This window comes from Desulfomicrobium norvegicum (assembly GCF_900114595.1).
GTDB lineage: Bacteria > Desulfobacterota > Desulfovibrionia > Desulfovibrionales > Desulfomicrobiaceae > Desulfomicrobium > Desulfomicrobium macestii.
This window is the reverse complement of record NZ_FOTO01000004.1, coordinates 123890-139500: the sequence shown is the minus strand read 5'-3', so window position 1 is coordinate 139500 and position 15611 is coordinate 123890. Positions and strand designations below refer to the sequence as shown.

The 15611-nt window shown below is 61.0% G+C and carries 15 protein-coding genes; 2 read left to right on the top strand and 13 right to left on the bottom strand.

What is annotated here, in order from left to right; all coding sequences use genetic code 11:
- Positions 1-60: 60 nt before the first annotated feature.
- The 9 genes from BMZ24_RS08170 to BMZ24_RS08130 all read right to left on the bottom strand — a co-directional run bounded on the left by BMZ24_RS08170 (position 61) and on the right by BMZ24_RS08130 (position 9383).
- Positions 61-1143, bottom strand: coding sequence for a glycosyltransferase family 4 protein (locus BMZ24_RS08170; RefSeq protein ID WP_092191115.1), 1083 nt, complete (start codon positions 1141-1143; stop codon positions 61-63).
- On the bottom strand, positions 1140-2090 hold the full coding sequence (locus tag BMZ24_RS08165; RefSeq protein ID WP_092191113.1) for an aminotransferase class IV: 951 nt from the start codon (positions 2088-2090) through the stop codon (positions 1140-1142). Before BMZ24_RS08165 ends, BMZ24_RS08170 begins: the two co-directional genes overlap by 4 nt.
- 111 nt (positions 2091-2201) lie before the next feature.
- The gene (locus BMZ24_RS08160) at positions 2202-3227 is read right to left on the bottom strand and encodes an aspartate-semialdehyde dehydrogenase (protein WP_425266268.1); all 1026 of its coding nucleotides are present in this window, start codon (positions 3225-3227) and stop codon (positions 2202-2204) included.
- 18 nt (positions 3228-3245) lie between these two features.
- Positions 3246-4133, bottom strand: a complete 888-nt coding sequence (gene metF, locus BMZ24_RS08155) for a methylenetetrahydrofolate reductase [NAD(P)H] (RefSeq protein ID WP_092191109.1) — start codon at positions 4131-4133, stop codon at positions 3246-3248.
- Between the two features lie 170 nt (positions 4134-4303).
- Positions 4304-5509, bottom strand: a complete 1206-nt coding sequence (locus BMZ24_RS08150; RefSeq protein ID WP_092191107.1) for a type II secretion system F family protein — start codon at positions 5507-5509, stop codon at positions 4304-4306.
- 66 nt (positions 5510-5575) lie between these two features.
- A complete protein-coding gene (locus tag BMZ24_RS08145) occupies positions 5576-5980 on the bottom strand; it encodes a (deoxy)nucleoside triphosphate pyrophosphohydrolase (protein WP_092191105.1) in 405 nt (134 codons plus the stop codon).
- A complete protein-coding gene (gene abc-f, locus BMZ24_RS08140; RefSeq protein ID WP_092191103.1) occupies positions 5977-7920 on the bottom strand; it encodes a ribosomal protection-like ABC-F family protein in 1944 nt (647 codons plus the stop codon). The genes BMZ24_RS08145 and abc-f overlap by 4 nt, the downstream gene beginning before the upstream one ends.
- The gene (locus BMZ24_RS08135) at positions 7920-8342 is read right to left on the bottom strand and encodes a hypothetical protein (RefSeq protein WP_092191101.1); all 423 of its coding nucleotides are present in this window, start codon (positions 8340-8342) and stop codon (positions 7920-7922) included. The genes abc-f and BMZ24_RS08135 overlap by 1 nt, the downstream gene beginning before the upstream one ends.
- Positions 8343-8381: 39 nt before the next feature.
- Complete coding sequence (locus BMZ24_RS08130; protein ID WP_092191099.1) at positions 8382-9383, bottom strand: glycosyltransferase family 2 protein; 1002 nt, start codon at positions 9381-9383, stop codon at positions 8382-8384.
- Positions 9384-9593: 210 nt separating this feature from the next.
- Between BMZ24_RS08130 and mutY the strand changes: the two genes are divergently transcribed.
- Together mutY and BMZ24_RS08120 are read left to right on the top strand one after the other, a co-directional pair.
- Positions 9594-10718 carry an A/G-specific adenine glycosylase gene (gene mutY, locus BMZ24_RS08125; RefSeq protein ID WP_167364139.1) on the top strand — a complete coding sequence of 375 codons (1125 nt, stop codon included), beginning with the start codon at positions 9594-9596 and terminating at the stop codon, positions 10716-10718.
- The gene (locus BMZ24_RS08120) at positions 10715-11566 is read left to right on the top strand and encodes an alpha/beta fold hydrolase (RefSeq protein ID WP_092191097.1); all 852 of its coding nucleotides are present in this window, start codon (positions 10715-10717) and stop codon (positions 11564-11566) included. The genes mutY and BMZ24_RS08120 overlap by 4 nt, the downstream gene beginning before the upstream one ends.
- A 44-nt stretch (positions 11567-11610) precedes the next feature.
- On the opposite strand, the gene BMZ24_RS08115 is transcribed toward BMZ24_RS08120, so the two are convergent.
- The 4 genes from BMZ24_RS08115 to BMZ24_RS08100 form a co-directional block, all read right to left on the bottom strand.
- Positions 11611-12471, bottom strand: coding sequence for an ABC transporter permease (locus tag BMZ24_RS08115; RefSeq protein ID WP_092191095.1), 861 nt, complete (start codon positions 12469-12471; stop codon positions 11611-11613).
- On the bottom strand, positions 12468-13304 hold the full coding sequence (locus BMZ24_RS08110; protein WP_092191093.1) for an ABC transporter permease: 837 nt from the start codon (positions 13302-13304) through the stop codon (positions 12468-12470). Before BMZ24_RS08110 ends, BMZ24_RS08115 begins: the two co-directional genes overlap by 4 nt.
- Positions 13301-14386, bottom strand: coding sequence for an ABC transporter ATP-binding protein (locus BMZ24_RS08105; protein ID WP_092191091.1), 1086 nt, complete (start codon positions 14384-14386; stop codon positions 13301-13303). Before BMZ24_RS08105 ends, BMZ24_RS08110 begins: the two co-directional genes overlap by 4 nt.
- A 68-nt stretch (positions 14387-14454) precedes the next feature.
- Positions 14455-15510: an extracellular solute-binding protein gene (locus tag BMZ24_RS08100; protein ID WP_092191089.1), complete on the bottom strand. Its 1056-nt coding sequence runs from the start codon at positions 15508-15510 to the stop codon at positions 14455-14457.
- Between the last annotated feature and the right edge of the window lie 101 nt (positions 15511-15611).

The following is a 15611-nucleotide window of genomic DNA, read 5'->3' as shown; positions in this document are numbered from 1 at the left end:
AAAAGGGACTCGAGGAGAAAGCCAAAACGATGCAAAGGCCATGGAGGCCTTGATCGACCGTCAGGGAAGGGGAGAAAGAACCGAGGCGTAGGCCCGCAGATATGCAGTATGCATCGCGGATGCATCATAGGCCGCGACATCATGGTTTCCTGCCCGGGCGAGCTTTTCACCTAGGGCAGAGTCTTCAAGCAGGCGCTCAAGTTGCCGCGCAAGGGAAGACGGATCGCCGTTGGCGAAGACAAGCCCGTTGGCCTCGTCGCGGACCAGTTCGAGGTTGGCGGGGAGATCGGAGCAGACCACGGGCACGCCCGCGGCCCATCCCTCCTTGACGACCCCGCTGGACCCCTCGCCATGAGCCGAGGGCACAACCAGTATGTCAAGGCTGGGGAGAACCAGGGAGCTCTCGACGTACCCTTTCCACACGATTCGTCCGGAAAGGCCCAGGCTTTCGGCCTGACGCCTGAGTTCGGCTTCCAAAGCCCCTGCGCCCACCACCCAGACCTCCGGGACATATGGCAGAAGGGAGAGCGCCTCAAAAAACTGGGCATGTCCCTTCTGCGGGGAGAGAGCGCCGATGATACCCATCCGCCCCCCGTTTCCGGGCTCCCTGCGCGCATACCTGCCAAGCACGATGGCGCTGGGAATGACCATGGTCCGGGAAATTCCCGCGCGGCGAACCACATCCTCCACTTCCCGGCTGACACAGGCCACCAGGGTCCCAAGGCGGTATTTCCAGCGGCTCCAGCCTTGACCCAGGGCATAGGAAACCCGCCTGGTATGAACCAGGGTCAGGTCCCGCCGGAAAAGATGTGCCAAGGCCCCAAGGGAGGCGGCACGGGCGTCGTGAGTGTGAAGAATGTGCGGCGAGGCCGGAAGACGGCGGAGCAGCGCGGCCAGATTCAGGGGATGGTAATCACGCCTGCGGGGCAACGGCGCAATCGCCAGCCCGGACTCAAGGGCCGCATCAAGGATGGGCGAACCCTGCGGCGCGGCCACGAGCACCTGCATCCCGGCCTTGTGCTGCTCAACGGCAAGATAAATGACCTGGCGCTGGCCTCCGCGGTATTCGCATCCAAGATCCAGATGCGTCACCCCCGCAGCCCCGAGCGCCGCCCTGTCACTGGCCGCCATCTGATCGTTCATGTCCGCAGCAGCGGCTGGCCATGGGCCTTGCGGTCCGCCACCAGCAGTTCGCGCAGACGCAGGCTGACCGGGCCGGGGACGCCGTCGCCCACGACGCGGCCGTTGTACCGGACCACGCCGACCGCGTCGATGCTCGTCCCGAGAAGAATGATCTCGCGGCAGTCGTAAAGTTCGGACTCGGGCACGGGACGGGTGGCGACCGGCATGAAACCTCCGGCCAGGCTCATGGCCCGTTTGAGGGTCGTACCCATGAGGGCATTCTTGAGCTCCGGCACGACGAAAACCCCGTCCCGGTCCACCAGAACGGCGTTCTCGGTGGAACCTTCGGCCAGGAATCCGTCACCGTCGAAGCACAGCGGGTAGTCGGCGCCCTGCTCCACGGCGTCCTTTTTCATGAGCACGTTGGGCAGATAGTTCACGCTCTTGATCTGGGACATCCAGCCCTGTTTGGCCGGAATGCGCGTGCGCACCGCGCTGACCCCGGCGGTCCAGAAGGATTCGGGCTTGCGGGCGAAACGCTTGACCACGATGTAAAGGCTCGGATGCGGGCATTCGCGGGTATCCAGGGTGAACCCGCCAGGACCGCGCCCCACAAAAACCATGACATTGCCTTCGTCCGCCTTGCTGACCACGCAGACCTGCCGGATCAGGTCATCGAGTTCGGCGGTGCCGATCGGCAGCGCAAGTCCGATGGCGCCTGCGGAACGCTCCAGGCGCAGCAGATGCTCGCCCAGCTGATAGATGGCCCCGTCCTCGAAACGCAGCGCCTCGAAAACGCCGTCGCCGCGATGCACGAGGTGGTCATCGAGGGGGATGAGCATGAGGCGCGGATTGGTAAAAATCGCACCCAGCCGGTGATCGTAGAAAGCCAGGAAATTCTCCTCGCCGGGACGCGGGAGTGCCTGCAACCGCTCCCAAAAGAGCTGCTCATTGCCGATTTCGACCATTTTTCCCTCCATGACGGCAAGCCGCGCTTCATTGCGCCCCGCTCGCAAAACACGCCCCAAGCCGATATTCGGTTCGGGGCGTGCGGACAAACCAGAAAACGCGTCCAGCGTTTACGCTATGCGCAAAAGACCTCTTTCCAGGAGCACTTCCGCGATCTGGACGGCGTTCAGGGCCGCTCCCTTACGGATGTTGTCGGCCACGATGAACATGTTCAGACCGTTCTCGATGCTCTCGTCCTCGCGGATGCGACCCACGAAGGTTTCATCCTCGCCCGCCGCGAGAATGGGCATGGGATAGATCTTCTCGCCAGGATTATCGAGAACGCGCACGCCGGGAGCCTGGGACAGGATGGCGCGGGCCTCCTTGGAAGTCAGCTTCTTCTCGGTCTCGATGTTCACGCTCTCGCTGTGCCCGTAGAAGACAGGCACGCGCACCGTTGTGGCCGTGAGGCGGATGGAGTCGTCGCCCATGATCTTCTTGGTCTCAAGGACCATCTTCATCTCTTCCTTGGTGTACTCGTTGTCCAGGAAGACGTCGATCTGCGGCAGGCAGTTGAAGGCGATGCGATGCGGATAGACCGAATTGGTGCTCTCCTGACCGTTGAAAAGCTGGCGCACCTGATTTTCCAGTTCGACGATGGCCTTCTGGCCGGTGCCGGAAACAGCCTGATAGGTGGAGACCACGACACGCTTGATGCGGGCCGCGTCATGGATGGGTTTCAGGGCCACGACCATCTGGATGGTCGAACAGTTGGGGTTGGCGATGATGCCCTTGTGCCAGGAAAGGTCGTCCGGATTGACTTCGGGCACGACCAGGGGAACGGCCGGGTCCATGCGCCAGGCGCTGGAGTTGTCGACCACCACGCAGCCGGACTTGACCGCGCAGGGCGCAAATTTCTCGGACGTGGAGCCACCGGCGGAAAAAAGGGCCAGATCAACGCCGACGAAGGAATCTTCGGTCAGCTCCTGCACCGTCAGCGTCTTCGAACCGAATTCCACCTTGCTGCCCGCGGAGCGCGAAGAGGCAAGAGCCCGCACTTCCGAGTGGGGAAAATTCCGGCGAACCAACGTATCGAGCATCTCTCTGCCAACGGCGCCAGTCGCGCCAACCACGGCCACTACGGGATTCTTCTTCATCATCGCCTCCAAAATATGTTACTTCAGCCCGTCCCTGCGCAAAAAATCCTTCCAGATATCAAGGCAAGTGTCAGCTTTGTTAAGAGTGTAGAGATGCACTCCAGGGGCTCCCCGGTCAAGCAGATTTCGGATCTGGCTCTTGGCGTAGCCAAGCCCCAGTCCCCGCACCCCGCTCTCTCCGTAGACCTTGTGCACGTGTTCCAGGTCGCTCATGTAGCCTTCGGGCACGGAAGCGCCGCAAAAGGAAAGCATCCGCTTCAGGGCCGCCAGGTTCTGGACCGGCAGAATACCCGGAATGATGGGCACGCCGATGCCGACCGCCCTGGCCCGGGCCACGAAATCGAAATAGGCGTCGTTGTCGAAAAATAGCTGCGTGATGATGAAATCCGCCCCGCAGGCCACCTTGTGCCGCAGGCGCTCAAGATCGTCATCCATGCTTGGGGCCTCGGGATGCTTTTCGGGATACCCGGCCACGCCGATGGACAGATCGGAAAAATCCTGCCGGATGAAGGAGACCAGATCGCTGCCGTGCTGGAACTCCTCGCTGTCGGGTGTGAAGGTGCTCTCGCCGCGCGGGGGATCGCCGCGCAGGGCCAGGACGTTGTCCACCCCAGCCTGGGCCAGACCGGACAGGAAGGAGCCGATGCGCGCCCTGTCCGCGCCGACACAGGTCAGGTGCGCCAGCGGCTCAAGGCCGTATTCCTGCTTCATGCGGGTCACGATCTCAAGCGTGTTGTGCTGAGTGCTCCCGCCCGCACCGTAGGTCACGGAGCAGAACAGGGGGCCAAGGTCGCGCAGTTGGCGTACGACGTCAAAAAAACCGGGCCACTGCGCCCGGTCCTTGGGGGGAAAGAACTCCAGTGACAGGAATGGTTCCTGCTGCTGGAGCAACTGGGCAATGCGCACGAAAAACTCCCGGACTTTGACTGATTGTTGAAAAATCCAAAATTCACAGGCCGCTTGAAAAATGATGCAATGCAAGGACGCGAAAAAAGCCAGGACGCGCAGTCATGCGCATGCACAAGCCGTCCGGCTTTTTTCGCTGACGCAGCAGGTCGCCGTTTTTGGGCGACCTGTCAGGCTACGGTGTCGGCGATGGAGAAGATGGGCAGGTACATGCTGATGACCAGTCCGCCAACGACGACGCCAAGGAAAACGATCATGATGGGTTCGATGAGTGAAGTCAGGGCGTCCACGGCCACATCGACCTCGTCATCGTAGAAATCCGCGATTTTCGAGAGCATGGAGTCAAGGGCGCCCGTGGTCTCGCCGATGGCTATCATGTGGATGACCATGGGGGGAAATACGCCCGTGTCATCCAGGGGCTCGGCCAGGCTCTGGCCCTCGGCGATGGATTTTTTGGCTTCGAGCACGCCTTTTTCCACGGTCTTGTTGCCCGATGTGCGCGAGACGATGTCGAGGGCGTTCAGGATCGGCACGCCGCTTGAGACCATGGTGGCCAGCGTCCGGCTGAACTTGGCCACGGCGGCCTTGCGCAGCAGGGGCCCGAAGACGGGCACGAAAAGTATCCAGCGATCGACGATGATCTGCCCCTTCTCCCACTTGTAGAAGAACTTGAAGGCGACAATGAAGGCGATGATGCCCGCGACAAGCAACATGAAATTGTTGATGACGAAATTACTCATGTTGATGACTATCTGGGTCGGCAGGGGAAGCGCGCCGCCCGATTCGCTGAACATCTGCTCGAAGGTCGGGATGACGAAGATGAGGATGACCGCGATGACCGCCACGGCCACGGTCACGACCACGCCCGGATAAATCATGGCACCCTTGATCTTGGCTTTGAGCTTGGCGGCTTTTTCGATGTATTCGGCCAGACGCAGCAGGACCTGGTCCAGGATACCGCCGGTCTCGCCGGCGTTGACCATGTTGGAGTAGAGGGCGTCAAAAATGTCGGGATGCTTTTTGAGGGCTTCGTACAGGGAGCTGCCGCCCTCGATGTCGTTTCTGACCGCGTAGAGCTTGCGGCGCAGCTTTGGATTTTCGGTCTGCTCGCACATGATCTGCAAGGCCTGCAGGATGGGCACGCCTGCATTGATCATGGTGGCGAACTGCCGACTGAAGACGACCATGTCCCGATCGGACACACCGCCCTCAAGAAAGGTGCCTTCCAGGATGTCCTTGGGTTTCGGCTTGACCCGAACATTGCCGTATCCCTTGCGCCGCAGGATGTTTTCGGCAAATTCAAGGCTTGGAGCGTCCAAATCCCCTTTGACCGATCTACCGCCGCGTGTTTTAGCCTTATAGATGAAGACAGGCATGAACGTCCTCCAGAAGTTGGGTCGGAAAAATACGTAACCAATCGCTGCCGCGAATCCGGTGGGGGGTCAAAGCGTTTGCAGGCATGCAGAAAGTTCGGACAGAATTTCCTCGTCGGCCGGCAAAAAAGAGTAACCCCGGGCTTCTTCACAAGTGATCCAGGCCAGTTCCTGACCTTCACGCGGCGTTGGTGCGCCGGAAAATTCCGTCACAAGATGAAAGAAGAGCCGAATTGCACCTGCCTTAACCTTTTTTTCCTTTACTTTCCAGAGGGAAAAAGCATCTATTGCAATGGATAATTCCTCTTCCAGTTCCCGCACAAGTGCCTGACCAAGCGTCTCCTCGGCCTCGACCTTGCCGCCCGGAAACTCCCAGAATCCCGGCTCGGTCATGGATGCCGAGCGCCGGGCGGCCAGGAACCTGCCTTCGCGCACGATGATCGCGGCCACCACGTCAATGGCGTCCGCGCTCATGCATCCCTCTGAATCTCAAGCTCCTGGAGTTCCTTTTCCAGATAGGCCAGATCCGACATCAGCTCTTCGGCCCTGTCCTGCAATGCCGCGAAGCGCTGCCCGAGTTCCCGGGACAGGACCACGTCTTCATAGGTTGCAGGATCGGCCAGCCGCGTCTCCAGGGTTTCCTGCTCGACCAGATTGGCTTCAAGCTCAGCTTCGAGCTTCTCGTATTTCTTGCGCAGGGGCTTGAGCTGCTGATAGATCCTGTTGCGCATCTCGGCCTGCTCGCGCTTCTTGAGCTTCTGCTCGTTGCGCACCGCACGGGTCATGTCTGGCTTTTCCTGCTCCTGAGCCTCCCGCGCCTTCTTGCGGGCGTGGTATTCGTCAAAGCCGCACTGATGCACCTCGATGCCGTCGGCATGCAGTTCCCAGATTTCGCTCACCACCTCGCTCAAGAGGTACCTGTCATGGGCGACCACCAGCATGGTGCCCTGATACGCCGAGAGCGCGTCCATGAGGGCCTCGCGGCTCTCCATGTCCAGATGGTTGGTCGGTTCGTCCAGGATGAGGAAATTGGCACGGCTCAGGAAAAGGGTGCTCAGCACCAGGCGGTTCTTTTCGCCGCCGCTCAGGTCCTCGACCTTCTTTTCCCAGTAGCGTTCGCCAAGCATGAACAGGCCAAGGGCGGACTTGAGTTGCAGATCCGTGCATGACGGCGAGGCCAGCCGCTTGATCTCGGACATGACCGTGAAGGTCGGGCGCACGATGTCAGTCTGGTGCTGGCTGAAGTATCCGGTGACGATGCTCGACCCCATGTTGATCCGCCCCTGGCTCGGCTTCAACTGGCCGGTGATGAGCTTGATCAGGGTCGATTTGCCTCGGCCGTTGGGACCTACCAGGCCGATTTTTTGACCGCGATAGATATTGAAGGACAGGTCCGAAAACAGGGCCGAATCCGGAAAGGAAAAGGACAGTTCCACGGCGGACAGCACGGTCTGGTTGCCCCGCTCGGGCTCGGGCCAGCTAAAAGACAGGGTGCGGGCGCGGGTCTCGGGGGTCAGGGTCTGAAGCTCGTTTTGCAGCTTGCCGATCTGACCGAGCCGGCTCTGGGCCTGTTTGGCCTTGGTGGCCTTGGCCCGGAAACGATCCACGAAGGCCTGCTTCTTGCCTATTTCCGTGCGCAGCTTGTCCGCCTGTCGCCGGATCTGATCGTTGCGTTCGGCGTTCCATTCCAGAAACTGGGTGAAATTGCCGTCCCGCAGGAAGGGCTTCTCGCCGCCGAGAAACAGGACCTTGTTCGCGACCCGGTCCAGAAAATAGCGATCGTGAGCCACGAAGACGAGAACGCCCTCGAAGCTCAGCACATAGGATTCAAGCCACTCCACAGCCTCCAGGTCGAGGTGGTTGGTCGGCTCGTCCAGAAAGAGGATGTCCGCCCCGGCCACCAGCACCCGGGCCAGTTTGGCCCGTTCGCGCCAGCCGCCGCTCAGCTCGCCCACGGGACGGGAAAAGACGGAGGGCGCAAAGCCCAGACCGGAAAGGATGGCATGAGCCCTGTGCTCGGGGTTGTACCCGTACTGATGCTCAAGTTCCTCCTGCCGGTCGTGCAGCCGGATCAGGGCGGCCTCGTCGCCCCGATCCAGGGCGGCGCGCCACTGCGTCCAGAATTCCCCCCACGAGGGCAGCACTTCCAGCACGAACTCCTGCAGGGGCTTGGCCAGATCGACCGCACCCAGTTCCTGACGCACGAATCCTATCTGGGACCCCTTGGGCACCGTCACCTTGCCGGAATCGGGCGCGGTTTCACCGGCCATGATCCTGAGCAGCGTGGACTTGCCGCACCCGTTGGGACCAACCAGGGCGAGACGGGTCCCGGAATGGACCTCCATGGACAGGCCCATGAAGAGATCCACTCCGGAATACGCCTTGGAAACAGCTTGAACGGTAATCTTGGACATTATTCCGCTTCGAAGAAGATGGACATCTGGGTCATGAGGGAAGTGACGGACTTGTTGAACATGTCTTCGGAGAAGTCCGAAGCCACGAACTTGGTCTGCAGCATGAGGAACTCCTCCTGCTCTTCGCCAAGCGGCGGGGTGATGGTCAGGGAAGCACCGAGCAGGTCGCCGTTGATGATCAAGAGATCCATCAGGTCTTCCTTGCTCACCTCTTCGATGGAACCCAGGGACAGGGACACGGTCACCGTGGGCACATCGAGGGTGCCCTGGTTGGATTCCAGGGACAGAAAGCCGCTAGCGTCCTCGCCAAGTTCAAAACCCCAGATGGCGCCGTCTTCCGAGGCCGGAGAAACCAGCTCGCTTTCGGTCGCGGCCGCTTTGAGCACAGTCTCCATTTCTTCGGCAAATTTGATCAGATCCATAATAAGCACCTCAACGTGTAAAAGTGTGATGCCGGCCCTTCAGGCGGCCAGCAGAAAATGTATCCCGGCAATCCAGCCCCGCTCTTCCAGTTCCGAGGCGATGCGCGCCCCGGCTCCCCTGTTCCCCACATAGGACAGGAGAAATTCCCCCCGCGGAGCGCCCACTTCGTGCCATGAACAGACCGGACGACCGCCGGCCCGTCCGCCGATCTTGTTTTGATCGACCTCCAGCCAGCAATCGATGACAATGCCGTGTTCCTCAAGCATCAGGGCCCGACGCCGGGTGATGCGCCCGCCGCCGATGATCGACACCCGTTCGATCCCCCTCAAGGCAAGCCACCGGGCCAGGTATTCGGCCTTGGTACGGTAGAATGCATCGGGGTCGTAGCGGGGGTCCGTGCGCGTGAGCCGGGAAGGCGGATCATTCCAGATCAGCACCTCCTGGGGAACCTTGTCCATGCGCACGCCGGCGGCCATCAGGCGCAGCAAAAATTCGTAATCTTCGGGAAACGGGCCGTCATAAAACGGGCCGCACCGGCTGACAAGCTCTTTGCGGAACATTATGCTTGGATTGGCATAAGGCGATTCCACGAAACGTGACAGGGAGATCTCCTCCTCCGTCACCAGGGTGTTGGTCCAGTCCACGTAGGCCTTGTAGCCCCGGCCGGTCTCGGGATCGCCGCCGAAGCGGACCCGCCCGCCGACCAGGCCCAGGTGGGGGTGGCGGTCAAGATGGGCCTTTTGCAGCTCAAGACGGCGCGGCAGGCAGACATCGTCGCTGTCCATGCGGGCCACGTACTCGCCCTGGCACTGTTCCACGGCAAAATTCATGGCCTGCACCACGCCCCCGTGCGGGCGGTCGAAAACGCGGATTCTGGAATCCCGGGCCGCATAGCTCCGGAGCAGGGCGAGGGTGTCGTCAAGGGACCCGTCGTTGACGGCCACGACCTCGAAATCCTCCAAGGTCTGGGCCAGCAGGCTGTCCAGGCAGGCCGCAAGGCCGTCCCCGGAATTGTAGCACGGCAACGCGACGGATATCATGCTCCGGACCCGCCCAAGCAATGGTCATGGACACGGACCGCGATCACGGCCGCAAGCTGGACACAAGCAACAGACATCAAATCTCCCTGAGCGACAATTTCGGACCACCCTTGACAGCGCGCCGAGCGCTGACCATTGCAGAACACAGATTTCACATTTCCCGCGCAAGGTAAATCCATCCCGTCAACCCCGAACCACGGAAACCCGTCAATGCCTTCACTGCCACCAAACGGCGCAGCTTCCGAAACGCTCATCGCAGACGCCCTGCTGGACTGGTTTTCCCGCCACAAGCGAGACCTGCCATGGCGTGAGACCTACAGTCCCTATCACGTCTGGATCTCGGAGATCATGCTCCAGCAGACCCAGATGGAGCGCGGCGTCGAATACTTCAGACGCTGGATCGCACGCTTCCCGGACGTGAGCAGTCTGGCGCAGGCTCCGCAAGACGAGGTCCTGAAACTCTGGGAGGGCCTTGGCTACTATTCGCGCGCCCGCAATCTGCACAAGGCGGCGCAAATGGTCATGGAGCGCCACGGCGGAACCCTGCCGCCCTCGATGGAAGCGCTGCTGGCCCTGCCCGGGATCGGCCCCTACACTGCCCGGGCCATCGCCAGCATCGCCTTCGGGCAGGATGTCTGCGTCGTGGACGCCAACGTCGAACGGCTCGTTAGCCGTCTGTACAACATCGAGCAACCAGTAAAATCCCGTCAGGCCCAGAAAGAGATCAGCGAATACGGGCAGCGCCTCCTGCCAAAAGGACATGCGCGGGACTTCAACCAGGCGCTGATGGAATTCGGCAGCCTCGTCTGCACGCCCAGAAATCCATCCTGCCCGCGCTGCACGCTGGCGGACTGGTGCCGGGCCAGGGAAGCCGGAGTTCAGGAGGAACGGCCTGTCGTGACCAAAGCTCCCTCCCCCATCTATCTGACCATGGCCACGGGGATACTGATCCACGACGGCCGCATCCTGACGCAAAAAAGGCTGGCCGATGACGTCTGGGGCAACCTCTGGGAGTTTCCGGGCGGAGTCGTGGAAGCGGGAGAGACGCCGCGGGAGGCCGTGATCCGCGAATACATGGAAGAGACGCGGCTGATCGTGAACCATCCCGAGCCCATCGCCTCCTTCAAACATTCCTTCACGCGCTTTCGCGTGACCCTGCACGCCTTTGTCGTGACCCTGCTCTCAAGCCCGGAGGAGCTGAACCTCCAGGCCGCCCAGGAACATCGCTGGGCCAACTGGTCCGAAATCATGCAACTGGCCTTTCCGGCCGGTCATCGCAAACTCGTCCGCCACCTCGACAACGATCCGAAATTCCGGGCAAGGGTACACCCATGATCACATTTCTGCTGACCGTCTTTCTCGCGACGACACTCATTCTCGCCCTCCTGACCTACACGCTGTACTGTTACGAGGAGAGCAACCAGGCGGGCAAGCCGCTGGGACCCTTCCTGAGCCTGGCCGGGAAAACCGCCCTGCGCAGCATCGTCAGCGAAATGGCGATCCTGCTGCTGCACCCCCTGGGTCTGTGGCCGCGTCTCTGGAAGGAGCCGAGCGGCGGAGGGGAACTGGTGGTGCTCGTGCACGGGCTCTTCCACAACCAGAGCGCCTGGATTCTCTTTCGACGCTGGATGCAGGGCCACGGTTTCGCCACGGTCTGCTTCTCCTATGCGAGCTGGAACTCAGGATGGGACGAGACCGTCGCCGGTCTGCGCAAAGATCTCGAATCCCTGCTGGCCGCGCATCCGGACCGGGAGGTGCATCTGGTCGGGCACAGCATGGGCGGATTGCTCCTGTGGTCGGCGCTGGCGGGGCTTGAGGACTCAAGCCGCGTAAAGAGCCTCGTGACCATGGGCACGCCCTTCGCCGGAAGCAAGCTCTCGCCCTTTGCGCTGTCCTCGCTGGGCAGATATCTTCGCTACGAAGGCGAAACCGTGCGCGCGGTCACGCGCTTGCCGCTACCCTCCCACGTGCGCCGCCTGGCCCTGCATTCCCCCGCGGACAACATGGTGCTGCCCAACGCGGCCCTGCGCTGCAAGGCTCCGGGATGGGAAGAGATGACCACACGGCCGGTGAGCCATGTGGCCATGCTTCACTCTCGCGAGGTGTTCCGGGAAGTTCGGCGCTGGATCAGCCCCGGAGACGCAAGCGAACGCTCACGGGCAGCGGCCCGGGATCTTGCCTGAACCATCCGCCTGCCCCGCCGGCGCGTGACTGGCGGAGCGGGTTTTCACTTCAGGTCTTCCTTGCGATCAAGGTACAGATTGGTCAGGGCCAGCACGGACGTGCCGATGATGAGCAGAAGCGAGACGGCGTTTATGACCGGCGTCGAACCGTCGCGGACCTGCAGATACAGATTGATGGGCAGGGTGGGCTGCGAGCCGACCAGAAAGAGGGTGGTGTTGAAATTCTCGAAGCTCATCAGGAAGGCCACGGCCCCGGAGCCGATGATCGACGAACGCAGATAGCGCAGGGTGATGTGCCAGATGACCTGAAAACGTGTCGCGCCGAGGTTCAGGGCCGCCTCTTCCAGGGAGTGGTCGAACTTGCGCAGCTTGGCCGAAACCACCAGCGTGACGAAGGTGGTGATGAAGGAAAACTGCCCCACCACGACCAGCCAGAAGCTGGGCCTGAAAAGATCGAAATCCAGGTTCCAGTGATCCTCGAAATAGATTCCCGCCGTTGTCGCCCCCAGCAAAATGGAGATGCCAAGGATCACGCCCGGAATGACCAGCGGGGCGAGCATCAGGAAATACAGAAAATTCTTGCCCCTGAAATTCTCCTGCTCGAACAGAAACGCGGCGCACACCCCCACCACCACGCATGAAACCGAGACCCACAGCGCGGTCTGGAAACTGACCCAGATGGCGCGCAGGTTGTCTGCGTCCTCGAAGATGCCGACCCGTTTCGGCCCGGCCGAAAAGAACCAGTCCAGGGTGAAGCCGCGCCAGGGCAGGGACGGAAAATCGGAATTGTTGAAGGCCAGCACGCAGGTCACCAGGAGCGGCGCGAACAGAAAAAAGAAATAGAGCAGTATGAAGACCACGAAGGCGCGGTCGTAGGCCCGGGATCTGGGCAGCGAGCGGATCATGAGGCCACCTCGCCCAGGCGCTGGCCCGAGAGCCTGAGGCCCACCCAGATGATGCCCGAACTCAACACCAGCAGCAAAAAGCCAAAGGCAGCGCCCTGGTTCCAGTTGAAGCTGGCGATGAACTGGTTGTAGATCTGCTCCGTGAACCACAGCGAGTTCTTGCCGCCCATGAGGTTGGGGGTCAGGTAGTTGCCGAGCACCAGCATGAAGACCACGATGGAGCCGGACGTGATGCCCGGCTTGCAGTGCGGAATGATGATCGTGCGCCAGATGCAGGACTTGCTCGCGCCCAGGTCGTAGGCGGCCTCGACCAGGCTGTCGTCCAGGCTCTCCATGACCGAGACCAGCGGCACGACCATGAAGAGCATGGACGTGTACACAAGGCCCATGATCATGGTCGCGTCATTGTAGAGCATCTCGATGGGCCGCGAAACAAGGCCAAGCTGCAGCAGAAAATAATTGATGACCCCTGATTCGCGCAGCAGGATCATCCAGCCGTAAACCCGCACCAGTTCGCTGACCCAGAACGGCAGCAGCAGAAGGACCATCAGAAAACCGCGCACCCCCGGCCGGGAGAGTTTGGTGATGTAGAAGGCCACGGGCAGGGACACGATCAGGGTCAGAAAAGTGGTGATGACGGAATAGGCCGCCGTGCGCACGAAGGTCAGCCAGTAGATGGGCTCCAGAAAGAAATTGCCGTAATTTTCGAGGCTCCAGCTCTTGCCGACCCGGAAGCTCAGGATGAGCAGATCCAAATGCGGCAGCACGATGAGCAGAACAAGCCACATCAGCACCGGGGCCAGAAATATCCAGAACAGGCCGGAGCGCTTCATGGCGTCTCCTCCCGCGCGAATGCGATGCCGGACTCGGGATGCCAGCCCAGGGTGATGTCCTCGCCGGGACGGATGTGATCGAAGGCGCGGTTCTGGGGCAGGGCCACGAGCAATTCGTGACCGCTCGCGGTGGCGGTCAGCAGGCGGCTGTTGGCCCCGTCAAAGAGGATGGCCTTGACCGTGACGCCGAAGGTGTTGAGCCCGGCCGGGTCGGGCGGCTCGATGACCATGGCCTCGGGTCGCAGAAAAAGGGTGGCCGGGCCCTTGCGCGCATCGGCCTTCTTGCGGGCGCGAAAAACCAGGTTCTCATCCGTGCGGATGAGCACCGTGTGGTCGTCCATGTCCTCCACGCTTCCGGCCCAGCGGTTGTTGTCGCCCACGAATCCCGCCACGAAAGGGGTATGCGGATCGCCGTAGAGCTCCTGCGGGGAGCCGACCTGCTCAAAGCGTCCCCTGTTCATGACCGCCACGGTGTCGGACATAACCAGGGCTTCGGACTGATCGTGGGTGATGTAGACAAAGGTCGTGCCGATCTTGGCCTGGAGCTTCTTGAGCTCGACCTTCATCTGTTCCCTGAGCTTCAGGTCAAGGGCGCCCAGCGGCTCGTCCAGCAACAGGACCTTGGGATCGAGCACCAGGCACCGGGCGATGGCCACACGCTGCTTCTGACCGCCGGAGAGCTGCTGGATGCGCTTGGCGCCGAATCCGGGCAGGTCCACCCGTTCCAGGATTTCCTCCGTGCGACGGCGGATCTCGGCGGCAGGCACATTGCGCCGCTTCAGGCCGAAGGCGATGTTCTCGGCCACGTCCATCATCGGAAAAAGGGCCAGATGTTGAAAGACCAGATTGACGGGCCTGTTGTTGGGCGTCACCCCGCGCATGTCCTGTTCGCTGATCTCGATACTCCCGCTGGTGCACTCCTCGAATCCGGCGATCATGCGCAGAAGCGTGGTCTTGCCGCACCCGGAAGGACCGAGGATGGAGAAAAAGGAGCCCTTGGGCACGGAAAAGGAGACATCGTCAACAGCCGAAAACGTCCCGAACCTCTTGACCAGACCGGTAATGACCAAATCGAATTGCATGCGCCTTCCGTTGTGGGAAAAAAGAAAAAAATGAGGTCCGAAGCCGGCAGGCTTCGGACCTTTCGTGCTTAGTTGGAGGCCTTGACCTTGTCCAGCACCTTGCCTTCCATGGCCTCAAGGTTGGCGGGAACGGGCGGATACCATTTGATGTTGTCGATGGTCGCCTGCGGGAAGGAACGATCGAAATTGGCCTGGAAAGCCGGATCGATGAACGGACCGGCGCCCTTGGAGGCCGTGGGGGTCTTCTCGGCGGAAGTGAAATAGCCGCTGTTTTCGGGCTTCAGCATAAAGTTGATCCACTTGTAGGCCGCGTCGACGTTCTTGGCCTTGGCCGGAATGGTGAAGGTGTCGATCCAGCCCAGGGCGCCCTCGGCCGGAGCCACGAAGTCGATGTCCTTGTTGTCTTCGTGCAGCTTCCATCCGCCGTTGTCCCATGCCTCGGCCACGGTCACTTCGCCGGAACGCACGGATTCGAGCAACTGGTCGCCGTTGGCCCAGTAGTTCTTGACCAGGGGCTTGGCCTTGATCAGTTCGGCCTCGATCTTGGAGAGCATCTCGGCGTAGGCCTTTTCGTCACCGTAGAGGGCAAAGGGGTCGTAACCCAGCGCAAAACCCAGACCGATGAGGACCGGACGTTTCAGGCGGTAGCTGATGCGGCCCTTGTACTGCGGGTCGATGAGGGCTTTCCAGGAGGTCGCGTCCTTGGCCTTCGCGGTGTTGACCACCAGACCGGAGGTGCCCCAGCAGAAGGGAACCGCGTGCGACTGGCCGCCGACCAGTGTGTTCTTCTTCACGGCTTCGAGCATGGAGGGAATGAACAGATCGGCCTCGATTCTGGAGTAATCGATGGGCTGATAGATGCCAAACTCTTCCTGCACCGAGGAGATGCGGTCCTGACTGGGCTGGGCCAGATCAAAGCCCGCCCCGCGCGTAGCCCGCAGCTTGGCGATCATTTCCTCGTTGTTGGAATAGGTCACCTCGACCTTCACTCCCGTCTCGGCCTCGAACTTGTCCACCAGCTCCTTGGGGGCGTACCCTTTCCAGGTCAGCAGCTGGAGGGTATCGGCCATGGCCAGGGATGAACCGGCCATTAGAAAAACGATCATCAAAACAATCCGTTTCATGCGTAATTCTCCTTATAAGTGTGTAGGAAAAGCCAAATAAACATGTATCAATCTCAATCAATTTCGACAAGTGCATGACACCGTGAAGACAAGACAATGGC

Bases quoted from the DNA above. Each gene is read 5' to 3' on its own strand.
- BMZ24_RS08170 (WP_092191115.1), bottom strand. From the start codon at position 1,143: ATGAACGATCAGATGGCGGCCAGTGACAGGGCGGCGCTCGGGGCTGCG.
- BMZ24_RS08165 (WP_092191113.1), bottom strand. From the start codon at position 2,090: ATGGTCGAAATCGGCAATGAGCAGCTCTTTTGGGAGCGGTTGCAGGCA.
- BMZ24_RS08160 (WP_425266268.1), bottom strand. From the start codon at position 3,227: ATGAAGAAGAATCCCGTAGTGGCCGTGGTTGGCGCGACTGGCGCCGTT.
- BMZ24_RS08150 (WP_092191107.1), bottom strand. From the start codon at position 5,509: ATGCCTGTCTTCATCTATAAGGCTAAAACACGCGGCGGTAGATCGGTC.
- BMZ24_RS08145 (WP_092191105.1), bottom strand. From the start codon at position 5,980: ATGAGCGCGGACGCCATTGACGTGGTGGCCGCGATCATCGTGCGCGAA.
- abc-f (WP_092191103.1), bottom strand. From the start codon at position 7,920: ATGTCCAAGATTACCGTTCAAGCTGTTTCCAAGGCGTATTCCGGAGTG.
- BMZ24_RS08135 (WP_092191101.1), bottom strand. From the start codon at position 8,342: ATGGATCTGATCAAATTTGCCGAAGAAATGGAGACTGTGCTCAAAGCG.
- BMZ24_RS08130 (WP_092191099.1), bottom strand. From the start codon at position 9,383: ATGATATCCGTCGCGTTGCCGTGCTACAATTCCGGGGACGGCCTTGCG.
- mutY (WP_167364139.1), top strand. From the start codon at position 9,594: ATGCCTTCACTGCCACCAAACGGCGCAGCTTCCGAAACGCTCATCGCA.
- BMZ24_RS08120 (WP_092191097.1), top strand. From the start codon at position 10,715: ATGATCACATTTCTGCTGACCGTCTTTCTCGCGACGACACTCATTCTC.
- BMZ24_RS08115 (WP_092191095.1), bottom strand. From the start codon at position 12,471: ATGATCCGCTCGCTGCCCAGATCCCGGGCCTACGACCGCGCCTTCGTG.
- BMZ24_RS08110 (WP_092191093.1), bottom strand. From the start codon at position 13,304: ATGAAGCGCTCCGGCCTGTTCTGGATATTTCTGGCCCCGGTGCTGATG.
- BMZ24_RS08105 (WP_092191091.1), bottom strand. From the start codon at position 14,386: ATGCAATTCGATTTGGTCATTACCGGTCTGGTCAAGAGGTTCGGGACG.
- BMZ24_RS08100 (WP_092191089.1), bottom strand. From the start codon at position 15,510: ATGAAACGGATTGTTTTGATGATCGTTTTTCTAATGGCCGGTTCATCC.